At 67.2% G+C, this 20,434-nt stretch carries 22 protein-coding genes and 1 tRNA gene; 21 read left to right on the top strand and 2 right to left on the bottom strand.

Annotation, left to right across the window (positions count from 1 at the left end; translation table 11 throughout):
* The 13 genes from U5918_RS00775 to U5918_RS00715 all read left to right on the top strand — a co-directional run bounded on the left by U5918_RS00775 (nt 1) and on the right by U5918_RS00715 (nt 8,150).
* On the top strand, nt 1-768 hold the full coding sequence (locus U5918_RS00775; protein ID WP_335998736.1) for a DNA-directed RNA polymerase subunit D: 768 nt from the start codon (nt 1-3) through the stop codon (nt 766-768).
* A 117-nt stretch (nt 769-885) separates the two neighbouring features.
* Nucleotides 886-970 (top strand) — tRNA-Leu (locus U5918_RS00770).
* Between the two features lie 122 nt (nt 971-1,092).
* Nucleotides 1,093-1,443: a 50S ribosomal protein L18e gene (locus U5918_RS00765; RefSeq protein ID WP_335998734.1), complete on the top strand. Its 351-nt coding sequence runs from the start codon at nt 1,093-1,095 to the stop codon at nt 1,441-1,443.
* Complete coding sequence (locus tag U5918_RS00760; RefSeq protein WP_335998732.1) at nt 1,440-1,877, top strand: 50S ribosomal protein L13; 438 nt, start codon at nt 1,440-1,442, stop codon at nt 1,875-1,877. The genes U5918_RS00765 and U5918_RS00760 overlap by 4 nt, the downstream gene beginning before the upstream one ends.
* Nucleotides 1,871-2,269, top strand: coding sequence for a 30S ribosomal protein S9 (locus tag U5918_RS00755; RefSeq protein ID WP_335998731.1), 399 nt, complete (start codon nt 1,871-1,873; stop codon nt 2,267-2,269). Before U5918_RS00760 ends, U5918_RS00755 begins: the two co-directional genes overlap by 7 nt.
* Before the next feature lie 12 nt (nt 2,270-2,281).
* Nucleotides 2,282-2,476: a DNA-directed RNA polymerase subunit N gene (locus U5918_RS00750; RefSeq protein ID WP_335998730.1), complete on the top strand. Its 195-nt coding sequence runs from the start codon at nt 2,282-2,284 to the stop codon at nt 2,474-2,476.
* 3 nt (nt 2,477-2,479) lie between these two features.
* Nucleotides 2,480-2,656: a DNA-directed RNA polymerase subunit K gene (locus tag U5918_RS00745; RefSeq protein WP_092658968.1), complete on the top strand. Its 177-nt coding sequence runs from the start codon at nt 2,480-2,482 to the stop codon at nt 2,654-2,656.
* Nucleotides 2,653-3,903 (top strand): phosphopyruvate hydratase, encoded by a 1,251-nt coding sequence (gene eno, locus U5918_RS00740; RefSeq protein ID WP_335998729.1) that lies wholly within the window; start codon nt 2,653-2,655, stop codon nt 3,901-3,903. Before U5918_RS00745 ends, eno begins: the two co-directional genes overlap by 4 nt.
* Nucleotides 3,900-4,739 (top strand): 30S ribosomal protein S2, encoded by an 840-nt coding sequence (gene rpsB, locus U5918_RS00735; RefSeq protein WP_335998728.1) that lies wholly within the window; start codon nt 3,900-3,902, stop codon nt 4,737-4,739. Before eno ends, rpsB begins: the two co-directional genes overlap by 4 nt.
* Before the next feature lie 76 nt (nt 4,740-4,815).
* Complete coding sequence (locus tag U5918_RS00730; RefSeq protein ID WP_335998726.1) at nt 4,816-5,187, top strand: DUF5518 domain-containing protein; 372 nt, start codon at nt 4,816-4,818, stop codon at nt 5,185-5,187.
* Between the two features lie 39 nt (nt 5,188-5,226).
* Nucleotides 5,227-6,222, top strand: coding sequence for a mevalonate kinase (gene mvk / locus U5918_RS00725; protein ID WP_335998724.1), 996 nt, complete (start codon nt 5,227-5,229; stop codon nt 6,220-6,222).
* Nucleotides 6,219-6,974 (top strand): isopentenyl phosphate kinase, encoded by a 756-nt coding sequence (locus U5918_RS00720; protein WP_335998722.1) that lies wholly within the window; start codon nt 6,219-6,221, stop codon nt 6,972-6,974. Before mvk ends, U5918_RS00720 begins: the two co-directional genes overlap by 4 nt.
* Before the next feature lie 138 nt (nt 6,975-7,112).
* Complete coding sequence (locus U5918_RS00715) at nt 7,113-8,150, top strand: hypothetical protein (RefSeq protein ID WP_335998721.1); 1,038 nt, start codon at nt 7,113-7,115, stop codon at nt 8,148-8,150.
* A 148-nt stretch (nt 8,151-8,298) separates the two neighbouring features.
* Here U5918_RS00715 and U5918_RS00710 read toward each other — a convergent pair whose 3' ends face one another.
* Together U5918_RS00710 and U5918_RS00705 are read right to left on the bottom strand one after the other, a co-directional pair.
* Complete coding sequence (locus U5918_RS00710) at nt 8,299-10,938, bottom strand: hypothetical protein (RefSeq protein WP_335998720.1); 2,640 nt, start codon at nt 10,936-10,938, stop codon at nt 8,299-8,301.
* 237 nt (nt 10,939-11,175) lie between these two features.
* Nucleotides 11,176-12,309 carry an acyl-CoA dehydrogenase family protein gene (locus U5918_RS00705; protein WP_336003266.1) on the bottom strand — a complete coding sequence of 378 codons (1,134 nt, stop codon included), beginning with the start codon at nt 12,307-12,309 and terminating at the stop codon, nt 11,176-11,178.
* A 142-nt stretch (nt 12,310-12,451) separates the two neighbouring features.
* Here U5918_RS00705 and U5918_RS00700 point away from each other — a divergent pair, with 142 nt between their 5' ends.
* The 8 genes from U5918_RS00700 (at nt 12,452) to U5918_RS00665 (ending at nt 20,310) form a co-directional block, all read left to right on the top strand.
* Nucleotides 12,452-13,261: an SDR family oxidoreductase gene (locus U5918_RS00700; RefSeq protein ID WP_335998719.1), complete on the top strand. Its 810-nt coding sequence runs from the start codon at nt 12,452-12,454 to the stop codon at nt 13,259-13,261.
* Nucleotides 13,262-13,579: 318 nt separating this feature from the next.
* On the top strand, nt 13,580-14,929 hold the full coding sequence (locus U5918_RS00695; protein WP_335998717.1) for a ribonuclease J: 1,350 nt from the start codon (nt 13,580-13,582) through the stop codon (nt 14,927-14,929).
* Entirely contained in the window at nt 14,926-15,969 is a 1,044-nt protein-coding gene (idsA3, locus tag U5918_RS00690; protein ID WP_335998716.1) for a geranylfarnesyl diphosphate synthase, read from the top strand. Before U5918_RS00695 ends, idsA3 begins: the two co-directional genes overlap by 4 nt.
* Nucleotides 15,970-16,023: 54 nt before the next feature.
* Complete coding sequence (locus tag U5918_RS00685; RefSeq protein WP_335998714.1) at nt 16,024-16,548, top strand: DUF8173 domain-containing protein; 525 nt, start codon at nt 16,024-16,026, stop codon at nt 16,546-16,548.
* Nucleotides 16,549-16,590: 42 nt separating this feature from the next.
* Nucleotides 16,591-17,316, top strand: a complete 726-nt coding sequence (locus U5918_RS00680) for an MBL fold metallo-hydrolase (RefSeq protein WP_335998713.1) — start codon at nt 16,591-16,593, stop codon at nt 17,314-17,316.
* A 62-nt stretch (nt 17,317-17,378) separates the two neighbouring features.
* Complete coding sequence (locus tag U5918_RS00675; RefSeq protein ID WP_335998712.1) at nt 17,379-19,094, top strand: glutamate--tRNA ligase; 1,716 nt, start codon at nt 17,379-17,381, stop codon at nt 19,092-19,094.
* 112 nt (nt 19,095-19,206) lie between these two features.
* Nucleotides 19,207-19,908 carry a hypothetical protein gene (locus U5918_RS00670; protein ID WP_335998711.1) on the top strand — a complete coding sequence of 234 codons (702 nt, stop codon included), beginning with the start codon at nt 19,207-19,209 and terminating at the stop codon, nt 19,906-19,908.
* A gap of 72 nt (nt 19,909-19,980) precedes the next feature.
* Nucleotides 19,981-20,310 carry a 4Fe-4S dicluster domain-containing protein gene (locus tag U5918_RS00665; protein ID WP_335998709.1) on the top strand — a complete coding sequence of 110 codons (330 nt, stop codon included), beginning with the start codon at nt 19,981-19,983 and terminating at the stop codon, nt 20,308-20,310.
* Nucleotides 20,311-20,434: the final 124 nt, after the last annotated feature.

Genomic DNA, 20,434 nt, shown 5'->3' with positions numbered 1-20,434 from the left:
ATGGCACCGGACTACGACGTGGAGTTCATCGACCGGGGCGACCGCGACAGGAAGGCGCGCTTCCTGGTCCGCGACGTGAGCCCCGCGTTCGCGAACGGAATCCGGCGGGCGATGATCGCCGACGTGCCGACGCTCTCGATCGACGAAGTGCGGGTCATCGAGAACTCGTCGGTCATGTTCGACGAGCAGATCGCGCTCCGACTCGGGCTGGTCCCGCTGACCACGCCCGACGATTACGAGATCGGTGAGACGGTCACGCTCGCGCTGGACGTCGAGGGACCGGGGACCGCCTACTCTGGCGACCTGGTCAGCACCGACGACCGCGTCGAGCCGGCCGACAAGAACGTCCCGATCATCGACCTGAAGGATCCCGAGGGCTCGGAGACGCCCCAGCGCCTGGAGATCGAGGCCGACGCCGTCTACGACGTCGGTCGCGAGCACGCCAAACACCAGGGCGGTGTGGCGGTCGGCTACCGCCACCTCCAGACGGTGGAGGTCGTCGGCGACGCCGACGAGTACGGCGACGACGACCCGCACATCCTTCGCGGCGTGATCGAGGAGGACGGCGAGTTGATCCCGACGGAGGAGTTCGACCACGACCTGACCCAGCGGTATCCGGGGAAGGAGGTCGAGGTGACGGACGTCCCCAACGCCTTCGTGTTCCAGGTCGAGACCGACGGTTCGATGTCGGTCGACGAGCTGGTGACCCAGGCGGTGGACACGCTCCACGGCCGGGCTGCGGAACTCAAAGACGCGGTACAGCTATAATGAACGACACTGCCCCTTCCACCCGACATGACGCCCCCCGTCCCCTGAAGAGCGGCCGGGCCGATCAGTGGACAACCGAAAGCGGTTTGAAGGGGCAGTCGGAACTGACTGACGCGAGCAGGGATAGCCAAGTCAGGCCAACGGCGCAGCGTTCAGGGCGCTGTCCCGTAGGGGTCCGCAGGTTCAAATCCTGCTCCCTGCATTGTTCGGCTCGCCAGGATCGGCGAGCCGTGATAACGCGCGGAGGGGATTTGAGCCTCGAGAGACCGTCGGTCTCTCGGTGGTTCAAATCCTGCTCCCTGCACTTCTCTACGGAGGTAGGTTATGAGTAAGACGAACCCGAGACTCAGTAGTCTCATCGCCGACCTGAAGTCGACCGCCCGCGACGCGGGCGGCGAGGTCTGGGGCGACGTCGCGACGCGACTCGAGAAGCCGCGTCGGACGCACGCCGAAGTCAACCTGGGCCGCATCGAGCGGTACGCCAGGGAAGACGAGACAGTCGTCGTGCCCGGGAAGGTTCTGGGCAGCGGCGTTCTCCAGAAGGAGGTCACGGTCGCTGCCGTGGACTTCTCCGGCACGGCCGAGACCAAGATCGACCAGGTAGGCGAGAGCATAACGCTAGAACAGGCACTCGAACGCAACCCCAACGGCGCAGACGTGCGGGTGATTCGATGAGCGTCGCCGAATTCGACGCGGACGTCGTCGTCGAAGCTCGCGACTGCATCCTCGGCCGGGTCGCCAGCGAGGTGGCCCAGCGCGCGCTCGACGGCGAGCGCGTCGCGGTGGTCAACGCCGAGCGAGCGGTCATCACGGGCAACGCCGAGGACACGATGACGACCTTCCGCAAGCGGCGGGAGGTCGGCTCGGACCGCGGGCCGTACTACCCGAAACAGCCCGACCGGATCCTCAAGCGCTCGATCCGCGGCATGCTGCCGTACAAGAAAGACCGCGGGCGCGAGGCGTTCGAGAACGTCCGGGTCTACATCGGCAACCCCCACGACGAGGACGCGGAAGTCGTCGAGGGGACGTCGCTGGATCGGCTCTCGAACATCAACTTCGTCCAGCTGGGCGAGGTCAGCGAAGAACTCGGAGCGAACGTCACATGGTAACCAACACGTCAGGCAAGAAGAAGACGGCCATCGCACGCGCGACGGTCACGGACGGCGAGGGCCGGGTCCGGGTGAACGCCCAGCCCGTCGAACTCGTCGAGCCGGAGCTGTCGCGACTGAAGATGCTGGAACCGTTCCGGATCGCCGACGACGACCTGCGCGACGACGTCGACATCGACGTCCAGGTCGAGGGCGGCGGCAAGAGCGGCCAGGCGGACGCGGTGCGGACCGCCATCGCTCGCGGACTGGTCCAGTACCACAACGACGCGGAACTCCGGGACGCCTACATGGAGTTCGACCGGTCGCTCTTGGTCAACGACGTGCGCCAGAGCGAACCGAAAAAGTGGGGCGGCCCGGGCGCTCGGGCGCGCTACCAGAAATCATACCGCTGAGGTGATCCAGATATGATGGTACCGGTCCGGTGTTTCACCTGTGGTAACGTGGTCGGCGAGCACTGGGAGGAGTTCAAGGCCCGCACCAGGGAGGACGACGAGGACCCGGAGATGGTCCTCGACGAACTGGGCGTGGAGCGACACTGCTGCCGTCGCATGCTCGTCTCGCACAAGGACCTCGTCGACATCGTGGCACCGTATCAGTAACACATGGCGGGACAGGACAACAGATACGAGAAGGCACGCATCATCGGCGCGCGAGCGCTGCAGGTGGCCTACGGCGCACCGGTGCTCATCGACACGGAGCAGACCCAGCCGATCCTCATCGCGGCCGAGGAGTACGACGCCGAGGTCCTGCCGTTCACCGTCAGGCGGGGTGAACAGTGACGGTGATCGCCGACGTGTCGCTGCGCCGGATCCTCGACTCCCGCGGGAACGCGACTGTCGAGGCCGAGGTCACGACCGAGAGCGGCGGGTTCGGCCGCGCGGCCGCACCCAGCGGCGCCTCGACCGGCGAGTACGAGGCCATCGAACTCGAGGCCGGCGAGGCCATCGCGTCGGCGCGCGACCTCGCGGTGCCGCGACTCGTCGGCGAGACCTTCGCCGGCGACCAGCGCGGCGTCGACCAGGCGCTGCACGGCGCGGACGGCACGGACGACTTCTCCGAGATCGGCGCCAACAGCGCGGTCGCGATCAGCATGGCCGCGGCGAAGGCGGGCGCGGACACGCAGGGAATCCCCCTCTACCAGCACCTCGGCGGTGCGTTCCGGGGGCGGAACTTCCCGATCCCGCTGGGCAACGTGGTCGGCGGCGGCGAACACGCCGCTGACGCGACCCACATCCAGGAGTTCCTGGCCGCACCCGTCGGCGCGCCGAGCGTCGCCGACGCGGTGTTCGCCAACGCGGCGGTCCACCAGGAGGTCCACGACATCCTGACCGAGCGGGACCTGCCCGCCGGGAAGGGCGACGAGGGCGCGTGGGCGCCCTCGGTGGACGACGCCGAGGCCTTCGAGATCGTCGACGAGGCCACCGATCGAGTGACCGACGAACTCGGCTTCGAGGTCCGGATGGGGCTCGACGTCGCCGGTGCGGAGCTGTACGACGCCGACGAGGGCGTCTATCGCTACGGCGATCGCACGCGCGACACGGCCGAACAGATCGACTACGTCGCGGATCTCGTGGACGAGTACGAACTCGTCTACGTCGAGGACCCGCTCGACGAGAACGACTACGAGGCCTTTGCCGACCTGACCGATCGGGTCGGGGATAGCGAGGCGCGCAGCGCCTCGGGAAGTCGAGCGGCGAAGCCGCGAGACCAGACGCTGATCTGCGGCGACGACCTGTTCGTGACCAACACGGACCGGCTCGCCGAGGGCATCGAGCAGGGTGCGGGCAACAGCATCCTGATCAAGCCCAACCAGATCGGCACGCTGACGGACGCCTTCGACGCCATCGAACTGGCGGTCGAGAACGGGTACGCGCCGGTCGTCTCCCACCGGAGCGGAGAGACCGAGGACACGACGATCGCACACCTCGCCGTGGCGACCGATGCACCGTTCATCAAGACGGGCGCGGTCGGCGGCGAGCGCACCGCGAAGCTGAACGAGCTGATCAGAATCGAGGACAACGCATGAGTGGAAACGACGAAGAGGGTCTCGACGCCGCCGAGTCGGAGGTCGACCCGGAGCCGACCGGCGAGGCCGGTGCGGAGCCGGAACCCGACCCCGACGCGGCCGACGCCGAGGCCGACGACGAGGAACAGACCCCCGACACCGAGTCGGGCGAATCCGAGGACCCGGTCGAGGACGCGGCCGACGCGGCGGCCGACGACGAGACCGAGGAGGCAGAGGCGGAGCCGAGCCTTGACGAGGACGTCATGCCCGACGAGGAGGCGGACCTCCTCATCCCGGTCGAGGACTACCTGGCGGCTGGTGTCCACATCGGGACCCAGCAGAAGACGAAGGACATGGAGCGGTTCATCCACCGCGTCCGGACCGACGGGCTGTACGTCCTGGACGTCTCGATGACCGACCAGCGGATCCGCACGGCCGCGGACTTCCTGGCGGGCTACAACCCCGAGCAGGTGCTCGTGGCCTCCTCGCGCCAGTACGGTCGCTTCCCGGCCGAGAAGTTCGCCGACGCCGTGGGCGCACGCGCCCGCACCGGCCGCTTCATCCCGGGCACGCTGACCAACCCCGACTACGAGGGCTACATCGAGCCCGACGTCGTAGTCGTGACCGACCCCATCGGCGACTCGCAAGCTGTGAAGGAGGCCATCACGGTGGGCATCCCGGTCATCGCGATGTGTGACTCCAACAACCAGACGAGCAACGTCGACCTCGTGGTCCCCACGAACAACAAGGGGCGCAAGGCGCTGTCGGTCGTCTACTGGCTGCTGGCCAACGAGACGCTCGACCGCCGCGGTGCCGAACCGGCCTACGCCCTCGAGGACTTCGAGAGCGAACTGTAGATTTCGTCGCGAGACGGCCGTTTTTCCGATCCGTCGGTTCATCAAGAGCTTTGAGGCAGCCATTCGAGCACCAGGTATGGCCAGCGATCAGACGATGAACGCCATCATCGGTGGCGTCGTCACGATAGTCCTCTCGTTCACCGGCTTCTCACCGCTGCTGGGCGGCGCGGTCGCCGGCTACCTGAACCAGCGAGACGGCGTGCGCGTCGGCGCGCTCGCCGGAGTGGTCGCGCTCGTTCCCTTGCTTCCCCTGCTCTTCATCGTCGGCGGGTTCCTCGGGATCTTCTCGCTGGCCGGCGGCATGGGACCGGGATCGATGGGTGGCATGGGCCTGATCGGCCTGTTCTTCGGTCTCTTTGCCTTCGCGTTTTTCTCGGCCGTGGTCGTCGGTATGTCGGCGCTCGGGGGGTACCTGGGCGAGTACCTCTACGCCGAGGACGTGCTCTGAACCCGGTAGTTCCATTACCCGAGAGTGGAATGGGCGGATATGGTCGTTTCCAGCGCACCGGGGAAGGTCTACCTCTTCGGGGAACACGCGGTGGTGTACGGGGAGCCGGCGGTGCCCTGCGCGATCGAACGCCGGGCCAGGGTCACGGTCGAGGAACGCGACGACGACGCCCTCCGCGTTCAGGCGACGGACCTGAGCCTGGACGGGTTCACCGTCGAGTACAGCGGCGAGTCCAGCGACCGGCCCGATATCGACGTCCCGGAATCGCTCGTCGATGCGGCGATCGGGTACGTCGACGCCGCCGCGGCGCAGGCGCGCGACGCGGCCGATCGGCCGGACGCGGGCTTCGACATCACGATCGAGAGTGAGATTCCGCTGGGGGCGGGGCTGGGCTCGTCGGCCGCGGTCGTGGTCGCGGGGATCGACGCGGGGACGCGCGAACTCGGCGTCGAACTCTCGGCGCGCGAGATCGCCGAGCGCGCCTACAGGGTCGAACACGACGTGCAGGACGGGCAGGCCTCGCGGGCGGACACGTTCTGCTCGGCGGTGGGCGGCGCCGTCCGGATCGAGGGCGACGACTGCCACGCCATCCGTGACGTGCCGAATCTTCCGTTCGTCATCGGCTACGACGGCGGGGCGGGCGACACGGGCGAACTGGTGGCCGGCGTCCGCGCGCTGAAGGACGAGTACGACTTCGCGGCGGACACGGTGTCGGCGATCGGTGACGTCGTGCGCCAGGGCGAACGGGCCCTGCAGGCCGGCGATCTCGAAGAGCTCGGTCAGCTGATGGACTTCAATCACGGCCTCCTGGAGGCCCTCGGCGTCTCGTCGCGTTCGCTGGACGAGATGGTGTGGGCGGCCAGGGAGTCCGACGCGCTCGGGGCGAAACTCACCGGCGCCGGCGGCGGCGGGTGTATCGTCGCCCTGGACGAGAGCGAGGAGGCCCGCACGGCGCTGTCGTACACGCCGGGCTGTGAGGAGACGTTCCGGGCGGAACTGGACACCGACGGCGTCCGCGTCGAGGAGGGAGCGTGACGGTCGTCGTCAAACTCGGCGGCAGCGTCGTCACCGTCAAGGACGACCCCGAGACGCTGGACGAAGGAGCGATCGAACGTGCAGCGGCCGCCGTCGCGGGCACCGACGAGGACGTGGTCGTGGTCCACGGCGGGGGAAGCTTCGGCCACCACCACGCGACTCGCCACGGCGTCACCCGGACCGAGGGGACCGGGGACGCGAACGCCGTCCGGGAGATCCACGGCGCGATGAACCGATTGAACGACGCGATCGTCGACGCGCTGGCCGACGCCGGCGTCCCCGCGGTCCCGGTCCATCCGCTGTCGGCCGGGAGCCGTGACGAGGCCGGGGGACTCGGACTGGAGACCGAACAGGCCGGGACGATGCTCGGCGAGGGCTTCGTCCCGGTGCTCCACGGTGACGTGATCGCTCACGCGGGATCGGGGGCGACCATCGTCAGCGGCGACGAACTGGTGGTCGCGCTCGCGATGGGGCTGGACGCCGACCGGGTGGGCCTCTGTTCGGCGGTTCCGGGCGTCCTCGACGCGAACGACGACGTGATCGACCGGATCGACGCGTTCGAGGACGTCGCGGACGTACTCGGCGGCAGCGACGCGGCCGACGTGACCGGCGGGATGGCGGCGAAGGTCCGGACGCTGCTCGACCTGGACACGCCCGCCTCGGTCTTCGCGCTCGACGATCTCGCGGACTTCCTGGCTGGCACCGACCCCGGGACCCTCATCGCGGGGGCGGACGAACCGCCCGACAGCTAGCCGGTTACGGGAGACGTGTTTCTCCGATGAGACGCGGTCGAATCGACGGGCGAATCCGACCGATGGCCGGACGGCGCGCCCGTACGGGGGTCGAAACGTTGCGTACTCTTATTGGAGATTGGTACCAACTGGAGCGACATGACAACTGTCAGAATCGTCGACGGGCTCGCGTACGGGTTCCGGCTCGTGGGCCTGGTCTTCGCGCTGCTGGTAGTCAGCGGCGCCCTCGTCGCCCTCGGCGGGTTGCTGGCGACCGGTGGCGAGGTCGCGCTGTCGGCGACGTCGCTCGCCCTCGGGCAGCCACTCTTCCTGGCCGCGGGCGGGTTCTTCTCGCTGGCCGGGCTCGTGGTCCTCTACGCCGGGTCGGTCGGCCTCGTCCACAAACTGATCGCCGACAGTGTCACCGCAGGCGTCGAGAACTCCGAGGGATCGTTCGCAACGGCCGGCGCGGCGACCGAGGTCGAGGAGGTGACGGAGTCGACGGTCGACGAGGGTCCCGCGGCGCCTGCTGACTCGACGGACGAAGAGACCGCCGCCGAGGGGGGTTCCTCAACGAGCGACGAGCCGGCGACGACCGCGGACACGGGGTCGGCCGCCGACACGGCGTCGACCGACGACGGAGTCGAGACCGAACCAGCCACCGACGAAGGGGAAGCAACTGCGGTGGACGAACCGGAACAGGACCCCGCACCGGAGCAGTCGGCCGAGAAGGTGGATCCGGCCTCGATCGACCTGGTGGACGACTCGGGAGGCTCCGATCCCGAGCCGGCACGGGACGAGCACGCCGAGTCCGCCGGTGCGGCGACGGCCGAGGACCCCGACGACGGCGGGCGCGAGCCTCCGACTTCCGAGGACATCGACCGGGCCGTCAGCGAGGCGACGGAGGCCGACACCGACTGGGAACCGCCCGCCGAGCCCGACGAGGAACGGATCGACGACTCGGACGATCCCTTCGGCGAGTCCGGGGATGCCTTCGAGACGGGGGGCGCGGACGCCCACGACGTGATCGAGGACGCTTTCGAGGAACAGTCCGGCGAGGACGCCTTCGAGCCCGCCGACGCGGACGACGAGCCGACGGTCATCGACGACGCGATCGAGGACGGGGACGTCGAGGACACGACGGACGAACCCGGCGACTGGGAACCGCTCGACGAGAGCGACCTGAAAGACGACTGAGCCGGGCAGTTCGGACCTGCGGTGGCTGTGGCTATTCTGGGTTGGAACGGACACCGAGTAGCGCGGGCGGTGTCGGCGACAACGAAAACGAGCGTCGAAAGTCGATCAGCGTCGGACGAGGCGCTGGCGGGAGCGACCTCGTGCGGGATTACTGGTTCGTGATCACGTGGTAGAGGCAGTCCTCGTGGATCACGGCCCCGTCGACGGTGAGCTGTGCGCAGTTCTGCACGCCGTCGGAGCCGCCGGGGAACTGATTGGCCGGCGCGACGTCGACGGTCAGCGTGAGCACCGGGAGACAGTTCCCGGGTGCGATCCCGCCACTGTTCGGGTGCGTCGCTGTGACGACCCCGTTGGTGACGGAGACGCTCCAGCCGCTCCCGCTCCCCGAGACGAACGTCATGCCGTCCGGGAGGTCGTCGGTCACTCTGATCCGACTCTCACACTGCTGGTTGCTCGGGTTGCAGACCCTGATCTCGTAGGTTCCCTGGTTCCCGTAGGTGAACTGGTTCGGCGCGACCTTCTCGACCTCCAGTTCGTCACAGCCGACGTTCGTCTGGGTGACCGGCACCTGGACGCAATCCCGATCGAGGTCCGGATCCACGTTCTCGCCTTCGAGTCTGGCGCAGTTGCGGATGGCGTCGCCCGTCTCGTCCATAGACCCGACCGCGACCTCGAGGGTGACGGTCGGCAGACAGTCGCCGGGCGCGAGCCCGGCGGCGTTTTGATGTTCGAGTTCGACGAGCCCGCTGGACGGGCTGTCGAACGTCCAGCCGTTGCCGGACGCACCGACGTAACTGGTCCCGCCGGGCAGTTCGTCGACGACGCGCACGGGCTCGGTACAGCGACCGTCGCCGTCGTTGCAGACGGTGATCTGGAACTGGGTCGTGTCCCCCGGTGCGACCTCCGAGCCGTCGTGGCGCTTGCGGATCGAGAGGAGGCAGTTCCCGCTCCCGTCCGGATCGATCGGAACCTGCACGCAGTCCCGGTCGAGGTCGGGGTCCGCGTCCTCGCCCTCGAGCCAGGCACAGTTGCGGACGGCGTCGCCGACTTCGTCGATCGAGCCGACCTCGACCTCGATGGTGATGGTCGGCAGACAGTCGCCTGCCGCCAGTCCGCCCGCGTTCGCGTGCTCGGCTTCCACGACGCCGTTGTTCTCGGTGACCGACCAGCCGGTGCCGGAGGCACCGACGTAGCTGACCCCGTTGGGCAGGTCGTCGACGACCCGCACCGGGTTGACGCAGGGGCCGTCGCCGTCGTTGCACACGTCGATCAGAAATTCGGTCGTGTCACCGTGTGCGACCGCGGCGCCGTCGTGACGCTTGCGGATCGAGAGGTCACACTTCCCGTCGCCGTCCGGATCGATCGGGATCTGCACGCAGTCCCGGTCGTTGGCTGTGTTACTGTCGCCGTATTTGAGATGGGCGCAGTTGCGGATCGCGTCACCGACCTCGTCCATCGACCCGACCTCGACTTCGACCGTGATCGACGGCAGGCAGTCGCCGGCGGCGAGGCCGCTGGTGTTCGGATGCTCGGCCGTCACGACGCCGCCGGTCTCGGTGACGCTCCAGTCGGTTCCGGACGCGCCGACGAACGTCACGCCGTTCGGGAGGTCGTCGACGACGGTCACGATGCCGCGGCAGAGCTCGTCGCCCTCGTTGCAGACGTCGATCTGGAACGCCGTGGTGTCGCCGGGTGCGACGGCGGCGCCGTCGTGGGATTTTTCGATCGACAGGTCACACGGCTCACCGAGCGGGGGCCTGACGGGAACCCTGACGCAGTCCTGCTTGTAGGCCGCGTCGGCGTCGCCCTGCCGGACGGTCGCGCAGTTCTCGATGACGTCACCGGTCTCGTCCATCGATCCGACCTCGACCTCGACGGTGAGCGTCGAGAGGCAGGCACCGGGTGCCAGCCCGTTCGCGTTCGGGTGTTCGGCGGTGACGGTGCCGCCGGACTCCGAGGCGGTCCAGTCGGTGCCGGACACGTCGACGTACGTCGTGCCGCTCGGGAGCGCGTCCTCGACGGTGACGGCCTCCTCGCAGTCGCCGTCGCCCTCGTTACAGACGGTGATCTGGAACTCGGTCGGCTGTCCGGCCGTGGCGGCGTCGCCTACGTGTTCCTTCCTGATCGAGAGGTCGCACTCGCCGTCGTCCACGGGCTCGTCGCAGTCACAGAACAGGTCCGCGTGGACGAGCAATCCGCTGACGGTCGCGTTGTTCCGAACGTTCGCACGGAGCGTGTACTGTCCGGCGGTCACCGGCTCGATCACCGGGCCCTTCAGCGTCGTGTGGCCGGCGCCCTGATCGAGTTGCGTCGTTCCGGACGGGCCGTCGAGTTCGATCGTCGCCTGGTCGTCGACGGACCAATTGTGAATGCGAAGCTCACACTGTCCCTCTTCCCAGGTGTCCGGCACCTCGAAGTCGATCTCGTAGACGTAATCCCCGTTGGGATCGACAGTGGTCGGCCAGCCGCCGGTCCCATAGGGGTCGATCCAGTTCGCACTGGTGAGCGTGACCCACTGATTGACCGGCTGGACGCTGATCGCCTGGCCTGTCGTGTTGTCGGGTGACGCCGTCACCCGCCAGTCGGTGTCCGTCACGCCGAACGCGTCCTTCGTGAAGTCGGTCGTCCCCGTGCTGAGGTCCACGTGACGATCCCGGCACGGCGGATCGTCGTGGATACAGCCGGCCAGCGCCAGCGCACCGCCCGCCCCGACCGTCTGGAGCGCGCGACGGCGCGTGATCCGGTCCCCCGGGGAGTCCCGACCGTCCGGTGAGTCTCGGTCACTCATCGGTTACCCATCCCCCGATCCGTCCGAGCGTTGCCCCGGGACGATTCGGGTGCGGCGTCGTCTCGTCGCTGTACACCTGCTGTCCGCTATGTGCGTATATCATCGAATACCTACGATCAGTCAATCTCGTGCCGGACGCCCGAGCATGACGAAAGACCGATACCTATTATTGTCTACCTTGCTATATAAATGTATCTGAAATATTCTTTCTCCGACCCATCCTTGTCTTGCGGGGAGTCACAGATCCAGTAGCTCTTTCGCGATGATGTTGCGCTGGATCTCGCTGGTCCCCTCGCCGATCTGGTAGAGTTTGGCGTGGCGATACTGGCGCTCGACCGGGTAGTCGCGGGTGTAGCCGTTGCCGCCGTGGAGTTGCATCGCGTCGCTGGCCACCGCCTCTGCGACCTCGGAGGCGTAGAGCTTGGCCATGCTGGCGAGTTTCGTGGGTTTCTCGCCGCGGTCGATGCGCGCGGCGGCGTCGTAGGTCAACCGCCGGGCGTTCTCGACCTGGATCGCCATGTCCGCTACTTTGTGCTGGACGGCCTGGAACTGCTGGATCTTCCGGTCGAACTGGCGTCTTTCCCCGACGTACTCGACGGCCTCGTCGAGACAGCGCTGGGCGATCCCGAGCGCCTGGGCGGCGATGCCGACCCGCTCCTCCTCGAAGAACTCCATGAGCTGGTAGAAGCCCGCGTCCTCGTAGCCGACGAGGTTCTCCTCGGGGACTCGGACGCCGTCGTACCGGAGCTGGACCGTGTTCGAGGCGTTCCAGCCCATCTTGTGGATCTCCGACTCCACCTCGAACCCGTCGCGGTCGGTCTCGACGATGATGGCCGAGATGCCAGCGTGACCCTCCACGCCGGTCCGGCACATCGTAAGGACGTAGTCGGCGATGCCGCCGTGGGTGATGAAGGTCTTGACGCCGTCGATCACGTACTCGTCGCCCTCCTTCTCTGCGGTAGTCTCGATGCTCGCCGCGTCGCTCCCGTGGTCAGGTTCGGTGTTTCCGAGCGCGCCGATCAGTTCGCCCGAGCAGACGCCTTCGAGGATCCACTCTTTCTGTGCCTCGGTACCGTACTCGGCGATCATGCGCGTGCCGAACTCCGTGCCGATGGCGGCGAGCATCCCGGCGTCGGCGCGGGCGATCTCCTCGGCGAAGATCGAGGCCTCGACCTGCCCCATCCCGGCGCCGCCGTACTCCTCGGGGATCGAGACGCCGATCAGGCCGGCGTCGACGGCCGTCTCCCAGACGGCCTCGGGCCACTCGCCGCTCTCCTCGTGCTCGCGGGCCACGGGTTCGATCTCGTTCTCGGCGAACTCGCGGGCGGTCTGTCGGACGGCCCGTTGCTCCTCGGTCAGGGAGAAATCGATCATAGGCACGCGACGGCAGTAAGTGTGTTAACTGTTTCCGAGTGTCAAGAACTGGTGCGGCGTTCACGCGGCCTGTCGCGTGGAAACGTATCACAAGGAATTAGAAATGCATTTACCGTGTGTCTGCGGGGATGGAGAGGAGATGACAGGGTTCGATCCGACGCCGCCCAGTACCGACGTGTTCGCCGACGACCTGCTGGCGGGCGAGACGGCGCTGATCACCGGCGGGGGGACGGGCATCGGCGAGGAGATAGCGCTGGCGATGGCCGACCACGGCGCGGACGTGGCGGTCGCCAGCCGGGACATGGAGCACCTGGAACCGGTCGCGGCGGAAATCGAAGCGAGGGGCCAGCAGGCCTGTGCGACGACGGTCGACGTCCGCGAGGAGGAGCGCGTCGACGCGATGACCGAGACGGTGCTCGACGAACTGGGCGAGATCACGATCCTTGTCAACAACGCGGGCGCGAACTTCGTCACGCCGACCGAGGAACTCTCGGCCAACGGGTGGCGGTCCGTCGTGGGAACCATCCTCGACGGCACGGCCTACTGCTCCTTCTCGGTCGGCGAGCACATGATCGAGAACGGCGGGGGGTCGATCGTCTCGATGGGCGCGACCAACTCCGTCTTCGGCGCGCCGTACCACGCACACTCCGGGGCCGGGAAGGCCGGCGTCCACAACCTGATGCAGTCACTGGCCAGCGAGTGGGCGAAGTTCGGCGTCCGCGCGAACACCGTCGCCCCGGGGATCATCGAGACCGAAGGCATCGCCGGCGCGGTCGGGGGATCGCTGCCCGAGCAACTGCTCGACGATCTGGCGGCCGACCGGTTCGGCCAGCCCGCCGACTGCGTGCCGCTGGTCCTCTTTCTGGCGAGTCCCGCGGCGAACTACGTCACCGGCAGTTACTACGCGGTCGACGGCGGGCACCTCCTCCACCAGTCGCCCCTGGAGTGAGCGCGCCGGGAGTTCCGACAATTTCTGTGGGCCAAACCCAACAGTTTTAAAAGCAGGCGTCAAAAGGCCGAGTAACCGAGCGCACGGCCGCCCTGTTACGGACGCGGCGGCCGGCAACACATCGAGCGGTTCGGTGTGTCCGGAACGGGACTCTCTCCCGACCGTCGGCGCGCGGCGGGGGCCACGAACGTGGCCCGCCGCCGGACGGATCGCCGACGGTACGGGAAGTCGCTAGCTTTCGGACCCTTTCGAACGGCCGTGGTTTGCCGGTCGGCGCAGTCGTCCGTGTTCGCGGCGGCACGTCTCGGAGACACAACCATGGAAATCGAAATTGCGACAATCGGCGGCTACCAGGAAGTCGGCCGGCAGATGACTGCGGTCCGGGCGGGCGACGACGTCGTCGTCTTCGACATGGGTCTGAACCTCTCGAAGGTCCTGATCCACGACAACGTCGAGACCGAGCGGATGCACAGTCTCGATCTGATCGACATGGGCGCCATCCCGGACGACCGGGTCATGTCCGACCTCGAGGGCGACGTGAAGGCCATCGTGCCGACCCACGGTCACCTCGACCACATCGGCGCCATCTCGAAACTGGCCCACCGCTACGACGCACCGATCGTGGCGTCACCGTTCACGATCGAACTGGTCAAACAGCAGATCGAGGGCGAGCAGAAGTTCGGCGTCGAGAACGACCTCCAGAAGATGGAGGCCGGCGAGACGATGCAGATCGGCGAGCGAAACGAACTCGAGTTCGTCAACGTCACCCACTCGATCATCGACGCGATCAACCCCGTCCTCCACACGCCGGAGGGCTCGATCGTCTACGGACTCGACAAGCGCATGGACCACTCGCCGGTCATCGGCGACCCCATCGACATGAAGCGCTTCCGTGAGATCGCTCGCGAGGACGGCGGCGTCCTCTGTTACATCGAGGACTGTACCAACGCCGGCAGCAAGGGCCGCACCCCGAGCGAGGCCGTCGCTCGCCGACACCTGAAGGACGTGATGTACAGCATCGAGGACTACGACGGCGGCATCGTCGCCACGACGTTCTCGAGCCACATCGCACGCGTCTCCTCCCTCGTGGAGTTCGCCGAGGACATCGGCCGCCAGCCGGTCCTGCTGGGCCGTTCGATGGAGAAGTACTCGGGCACCGCGGAGCGCCTGGACTTCGTCGACTTCCCGGACGACCTTGGGATGTACGGCCACCGGAAATCCGTCGATCGTACCTTCAAGCGGATCATGAACGAGGGCAAGGAAGACTTCCTGCCGATCGTGACGGGCCACCAGGGCGAGCCGCGCGCGATGCTCACCCGGATGGGCCGCGGCGAGACGCCGTACGAACTGGAGGACGGCGACAAGGTCCTGTTCTCGGCACGGGTCATCCCGGAGCCGACCAACGAGGGCCAGCGCTACCAGTCCGAGAAACTCCTCGGGATGCAGGGCGCCCGGATCTACGACGACATCCACGTCTCGGGCCACCTCCGGCAGGAGGGCCACTACGAGATGCTGGACGCGCTCCAGCCCCAGCACGTCATCCCCGCTCACCAGTCGCTCGAAGGGTTCGCGCCGTACGTGGACCTGGCGGAGAACATGGGCTACAATCTCGGGCGCGACCTGCACGTGACCCGTAACGGGAACCTGATCACGCTCGTCGACGAATGACGACCCCACGCGCGGACCAGGCGGCGGTCGAGCAGGCGATCGCGACGCGCCGCGAGCGCGTCAACGACGCCATCCCCGAGCAACTGCCGATCATCCGCCCCGAGCGCCTCTACGAGGCCTCGCGCTACCTGCTGGACGCGGGCGGCAAGCGCCTGCGCCCGACGATCCTCCTGCTCGCGGCCGAAGCCATCGCCGACGCGGAACCCCTGGCCGAGGACTACCAGGCGTTCCCCGCCCCCGACGGCCCCGTCGACGTGATGTCGGCCGCGGTCAGCATCGAGATCATCCAGTCGTTCACCCTGATCCACGACGACATCATGGACGACGACGACATGCGTCGCGGCGTGCCGGCCGTCCACCGCGAGTACGATCTCGAAACCGCGATCCTGGCCGGCGACACGCTCTACTCGAAGGCCTTCGAGGTCATGCTGGAGACGGGCGCGCCCGACGAGCGATCCGTCCGCGCGCTGTCCGAACTGGCGACGACCTGTACCAAGATCTGCGAGGGCCAGGCCTTCGACATCGACTTCGAGTCCAGGAACGCCGTCGAACCCGACGAGTACCTTGACATGGTCGAACTCAAGACCGCGGTGCTGTACGCCGCGGCCGCCAGCGTCCCGGCGATGCTTTTGGGTGACGACGACGCCGTCGACGCCCTCTACGGCTACGGGCTGGACATCGGCCGCGCGTTCCAGATCCAGGACGACCTGCTGGACCTGACGACGCCGAGCGAGAAACTCGGCAAGCAGCGCGGGAGCGACCTAGTCGAGAACAAGAAGACCCTCGTCACGCTGCACGCCCGCGAGAACGGCGTCGACGTGGACGGCCTCGTGGACGCAAACAGCGTCGAGACCGTCGACGAGCGGGAGATCGAGGCCGCCGTCGAACAGTTGCGGGCCGCGGGCAGCATCGAGTACGCCCGCGAGACCGCACACGGCCTCATCGACAGCGGGAAGGCCAACCTCGAAGTGCTGCCCGACAACCCCAGCCGCGACCTGCTGGGCGGGATCGCCGATTACCTGATCCAGCGGGAGTACTGAGCGCCGACGCCCCGGCGACAGCTTTTCTTTCGGGCGCGACACGATAGACGTACGATGAATCTCGTCGCGACGGCGTCGTGGCTGCTCTTGCAACTGGGAGACCTGACGAACGCGGTCTCGGTGGACGTCGACCTCGATCCGGCGGTCGGACTCCTCTCGAGCGCTGTCGGGAGCTTCCTGCTGACGGTCGCCGTGGGCGCGATCATGGTGGCGCTGGCCCCGGCGTTCACGGAGTCGAAGATGGAGCGTATCCGCGCCGAACCGCTCGGCTCCTTTCTCTACGGGTTCACCTGCCTGGTCTTCGTCGTCCTGGTGACCATCGTCCTGGTGATCACGATCATCGGCATCTTCGTCGCGATCCCGTTCCTGCTGGCGACCATGGCCATCTGGGCGGTCGGCTCGGCCATCGCCTTCCTGGCCATCGCCGAGCGACTCGTCGATTCGGAGGACGGGTGGCTCCGGCCGCTGCTGGTAGCGGGCGCGCTCAACGGGGCGTTGGCGCTCTCCGGCATCGGCTGGCTGCTGTCGTTCTGCGTCGGCGCGGCCGGGTTCGGCGCCGTCCTGCGGGATTACCTGTGAAACCGTCGGCGGAATTATACCGCTTCGCCACTGCGGAGACGTATGGCTTCGATCCGACTCCTGCGACACGCGACGCTGCTCGTCGAACTGGACGGGACGACGCTCCTCGTCGATCCGATGTTGAGCAGCCCCGGCGAGATCCCGCCGATCCCGAACTCGCCCAACGATCGCGAGAACCCCCTCGTGGCGCTCCCCGAGGTCGACCTCGATTACGACGCCGTCCTCGTCACCCATCGGCATCGGGACCACTTCGACGACGCCGCGGCCGAACAGTTGCCCGCCGACGTCCCGATCCTCTGCCAGCCGGTCGAGGCCGACGCGTTCGAGAACGACGGGTTCGAGGACGTCCGACCGGTCGAGGATTCGATCTCCTTCGAAGGTATCGAACTCGTCCGGACGCCGGCCCGACACGGCCACGGCGACCTGGCCGAGCAGATGGCTCCGGTGTCGGGGTTCGTGCTCGCAGGGGAGGAGACCCTCTACCTGGCGGGCGACACGGTCTGGTACGATGCGGTCCCGGAGACGATCGACGCGCACGACCCGGACGCGGTGGTCGTGAACGCCGGGGCGGCCCAGTTCGTCGAGGGGGAGCCGATCACGATGACACCCGAGGAGGTCGGCGAGGTTCGGGCGCACGTCGACGACGACGTGCCGGTGATCGCCGACCACATGGACGCGATCAACCACTGTCTGGCGACCCGCGAGGATCTGGCGGCGGCGGTCGACGACGTCACGATCCCGGCGGACGGCGAGCGGATCGAGCTCTGAGGCCGGGCGGAGTCGGTTCGGAACGGCGGAGTTTTGAGGGGCGCCGCCCGAATCTGGAGCAAATGGACGACGAGGTACGCGAGCGAGTGAAAGAGGAGGCCGAGAAAAACGCCCTCTTCAACGCGCTCAAACACGACAGCGATCCGCAGGTCGGTGCGATCATGGGGCCGCTCATGGGGGAAAACCCCGAGTTCCGCGAACACGGCGACGAGATCCCCGAGTTGATCGGCCCCGTGGTCGGCAAGATCGGAGGGATGTCGACCGACGAGCGCCGGGACCGCCTCGAAGAACTCGATCCCGACCTCGTGGCGGAACTCGACGCCGATGACGAGGAAGACGAACACGACCTCCCGGATCTACCGAACGCCGACGACTACGACGAGATCCGACTGCGCGCCGCCCCGAACCCGAACGGCCCGTGGCACCTCGGTCACGCCCGGATGCCGTCGGTCATAGGCACCTACAAGGATCGGTACGACGGATCCTTCCTCGTCCGGTTCGACGACACCGACCCCGAGACCAAGCGCCCGGACCTCGACGCCTACGACGAGATCCTCGACGCCATCGACTACCTCGGCTTCGAACCCGACGACGTCATCCTCGCCAGCGACCGCCTCGAGACCTACTACGACCACGCCCGCGAACTGATCGACCTGGGTGGGGCCTACACCTGCTCCTGTCCACAGGGCGAGTTCTCCGACATGAAGAACTCCGGCGAGGCCTGTCCCCACCGCGAGAAAGGCCCCGAGGCCTCGCTCGAGGAGTTCGAGGCCATGATCGACGGCGAGTACGCGGCGGGCGAGAAGGTCCTGCGGGTGAAGACCGACATCGAACACAAGAATCCCGCGCTCAGGGACTGGGTGGCCTTCCGGATGATCGACACGCCGCATCCACGTGAGGAGGCCAGCGAGTACCGCTGCTGGCCGATGCTGGACTTCCAGAGCGGGATCGACGACCACCTCACCGGAATTTCCCACATAATCCGCGGGATCGACCTGCAGGACTCGGCCAAGCGCCAGCGGTTCGTCTACGACTACTTCGACTGGGACTATCCCGAAGTGATCCACTGGGGCCACGTCCAGGTCGACGCCTACGACGTGTCGATGAGCACGTCGACGATCAAGGAGCAGATCGAGGCGGGCGAACTCGACGGCTGGGACGACCCGCGCGCGCCGACGCTCGCCAGTCTCCGGCGGCGGGGCATCCGCGGGCAGGCCATCGTCGACGCGATGATCGAACTCGGCACCTCGACCTCCAACGTCGACCTGGCGATGTCTTCGGTCTACGCGAAAAACCGCGAACTGATCGACGACGAGACCGACCGGGCCTTCCTCGTACGCGACGGCGAGCGCTTCCCGGTCGAGGGCGGCCCCGACGCCGCGCACCCGCCGGTCCACCCCGAACACGACGACCGGGGCGAGCGCGACATTCCGGTGGGCGAGGCCGTCCTGCTGGAACCGGAAGACGTTCCGGCCGAGGGCGAGCGCGTCTGGCTGAAGGGCTTCGGCCCGGTTCGTCTCGACGACGGAACCCTCCACCACACCGACGAGGACATCGACGTGGTCCGCGAGGGCGACGTGCCCGTGATCCACTGGGTGCCGGCCGACGAGAGCGTCCCCCTTACCCTCCGGACGATGGACGGCGACGTGTCCGGCCGGGCCGAACCCGGTATCGTGGACTACGACGCCGGCGAGACGGTCCAGTTCGTGCGGATCGGATTCGCACGGATCGATAGCGTCTCAGCAGAGGACAGCGTCGCGTACTACGCCCATCCCTGAGCGGCGAGCGAGTCCGCCGGATCGCCCTCGGAAGCCGGTCCCGATCTCGCTCACCATTCGTTTCGATCCGTATATTTATAACGTAACACAGGTCAATCTTTCAACTAGACACATGTCGACGCGAGACGTCGGAACGAAGTGGGATCGGTGGCTGGACGTGGCACTCGTCGGCTGGCCGGTCGGGTTCAGTCTCATGGCGCTCGCCGGAATCGTCTACGGGGTGGCCATCGCTGGGGACGGAAATAGCGTCCTCGGTGGCATGGCCGGCATCATGGGCGTGCTCCTCGTCGGACTGCCCGTCCTCGGGGTGGCGTTGGGGGTCGTCCTGGCGGTGAGCCTGTACATGGACGCGAGTAGCCTCGGGGAGACGGGGATCGAGTGGGTTCCCTCACCCGTGCTGTACGCCATCGGCGGGCTCTTGATCCCGCTGGTCGGGTACAACTACCTCTGGCGTCGCTACAAGTATCTGCCGCGGAAAACGCACGAATCCGTCTGGTGGTACGCGACGGTGATCCTCGGTGGGATCAGCGCCGTCCTCTCGCTCGTCGGTCTCGTGGACGGTGTCGGGATCGGGATGGCAGTCGGCTTCCCCGCGGCGATCGTGCTCTCGGGGCCGGTCGCTGCGACGATCTACATGGACGCGCGATTCCTCCACGAGAAGGCGGCCAGAGAGCAATCCGGCAAACTCAACCCCGCAAACTACCTCCTCGGGATGTGGTTCGCCACGCTGATCGGCACCGCCCTGCTTCCGATTCAGGTGCTCGTCCTCGGGTACTACGCGTACAAGCGCCAGCAGATCGCGGGTCTGCGCTGATCGCTGGACCCGCCACGTGGCGTTCGGTCTAACCTTTAAGTACTTGCCCGCGAAGCTAGCCATTAGATACCAATGGCCATCGATCCGGAGTTCGAACAGAACAGGGAGGTAGCGGAGGAACACGAGGGCCACCAGGTGTGGGGACCCGTCGAAGAGCCGGAGACGCTGGGCATTCACGGGACACACGTCGCCGTGGACTTCGACATCTGCATCGCGGACGGCGCCTGTCTCGAGGACTGCCCGGTCGACGTGTTCGAGTGGGTCGACACGCCGGACCACCCCGAGAGTGAGATCAAGGCCGACCCCGCGAAGGAAGAACAGTGCATCGACTGCATGCTCTGTGTCGACGTCTGTCCCGTCGACGCCATCGACGTCGATCCCGGTCGCGCCGGTCGCATCTGAACGGACACCCTGCCGCCTCGTTTTCCCCCCGGAGAGCGACTGATACACCCTTCTACGGTTCTCAATGGGCCGGAAAAAGCACAATACCAAAATAGCAGGAAGACAGTGGTAGAGATGTTCACCC

It is taken from the genome of Halorientalis sp. LT38 (assembly GCF_037031225.1).
In the GTDB taxonomy this organism is placed as follows: Archaea; Halobacteriota; Halobacteria; order Halobacteriales; family Haloarculaceae; genus Halorientalis; species Halorientalis halophila.
This window is presented reverse-complemented; position numbering and strand designations above follow the sequence as displayed.

What these genes read in the sequence shown, in the direction of transcription:
- U5918_RS00775 (WP_335998736.1), top strand. Translation starts at nt 1, where the DNA reads ATGGCACCGGACTACGACGTGGAGTTCATCGACCGGGGCGACCGCGAC.
- U5918_RS00765 (WP_335998734.1), top strand. Translation starts at nt 1,093, where the DNA reads ATGAGTAAGACGAACCCGAGACTCAGTAGTCTCATCGCCGACCTGAAG.
- U5918_RS00760 (WP_335998732.1), top strand. Translation starts at nt 1,440, where the DNA reads ATGAGCGTCGCCGAATTCGACGCGGACGTCGTCGTCGAAGCTCGCGAC.
- U5918_RS00755 (WP_335998731.1), top strand. Translation starts at nt 1,871, where the DNA reads ATGGTAACCAACACGTCAGGCAAGAAGAAGACGGCCATCGCACGCGCG.
- U5918_RS00750 (WP_335998730.1), top strand. Translation starts at nt 2,282, where the DNA reads ATGATGGTACCGGTCCGGTGTTTCACCTGTGGTAACGTGGTCGGCGAG.
- U5918_RS00745 (WP_092658968.1), top strand. Translation starts at nt 2,480, where the DNA reads ATGGCGGGACAGGACAACAGATACGAGAAGGCACGCATCATCGGCGCG.
- rpsB (WP_335998728.1), top strand. Translation starts at nt 3,900, where the DNA reads ATGAGTGGAAACGACGAAGAGGGTCTCGACGCCGCCGAGTCGGAGGTC.
- U5918_RS00730 (WP_335998726.1), top strand. Translation starts at nt 4,816, where the DNA reads ATGGCCAGCGATCAGACGATGAACGCCATCATCGGTGGCGTCGTCACG.
- mvk (WP_335998724.1), top strand. Translation starts at nt 5,227, where the DNA reads ATGGTCGTTTCCAGCGCACCGGGGAAGGTCTACCTCTTCGGGGAACAC.
- U5918_RS00715 (WP_335998721.1), top strand. Translation starts at nt 7,113, where the DNA reads ATGACAACTGTCAGAATCGTCGACGGGCTCGCGTACGGGTTCCGGCTC.
- U5918_RS00710 (WP_335998720.1), bottom strand. Translation starts at nt 10,938, where the DNA reads ATGAGTGACCGAGACTCACCGGACGGTCGGGACTCCCCGGGGGACCGG.
- U5918_RS00700 (WP_335998719.1), top strand. Translation starts at nt 12,452, where the DNA reads ATGACAGGGTTCGATCCGACGCCGCCCAGTACCGACGTGTTCGCCGAC.
- U5918_RS00695 (WP_335998717.1), top strand. Translation starts at nt 13,580, where the DNA reads ATGGAAATCGAAATTGCGACAATCGGCGGCTACCAGGAAGTCGGCCGG.
- idsA3 (WP_335998716.1), top strand. Translation starts at nt 14,926, where the DNA reads ATGACGACCCCACGCGCGGACCAGGCGGCGGTCGAGCAGGCGATCGCG.
- U5918_RS00685 (WP_335998714.1), top strand. Translation starts at nt 16,024, where the DNA reads ATGAATCTCGTCGCGACGGCGTCGTGGCTGCTCTTGCAACTGGGAGAC.
- U5918_RS00680 (WP_335998713.1), top strand. Translation starts at nt 16,591, where the DNA reads ATGGCTTCGATCCGACTCCTGCGACACGCGACGCTGCTCGTCGAACTG.
- U5918_RS00675 (WP_335998712.1), top strand. Translation starts at nt 17,379, where the DNA reads ATGGACGACGAGGTACGCGAGCGAGTGAAAGAGGAGGCCGAGAAAAAC.
- U5918_RS00670 (WP_335998711.1), top strand. Translation starts at nt 19,207, where the DNA reads ATGTCGACGCGAGACGTCGGAACGAAGTGGGATCGGTGGCTGGACGTG.
- U5918_RS00665 (WP_335998709.1), top strand. Translation starts at nt 19,981, where the DNA reads ATGGCCATCGATCCGGAGTTCGAACAGAACAGGGAGGTAGCGGAGGAA.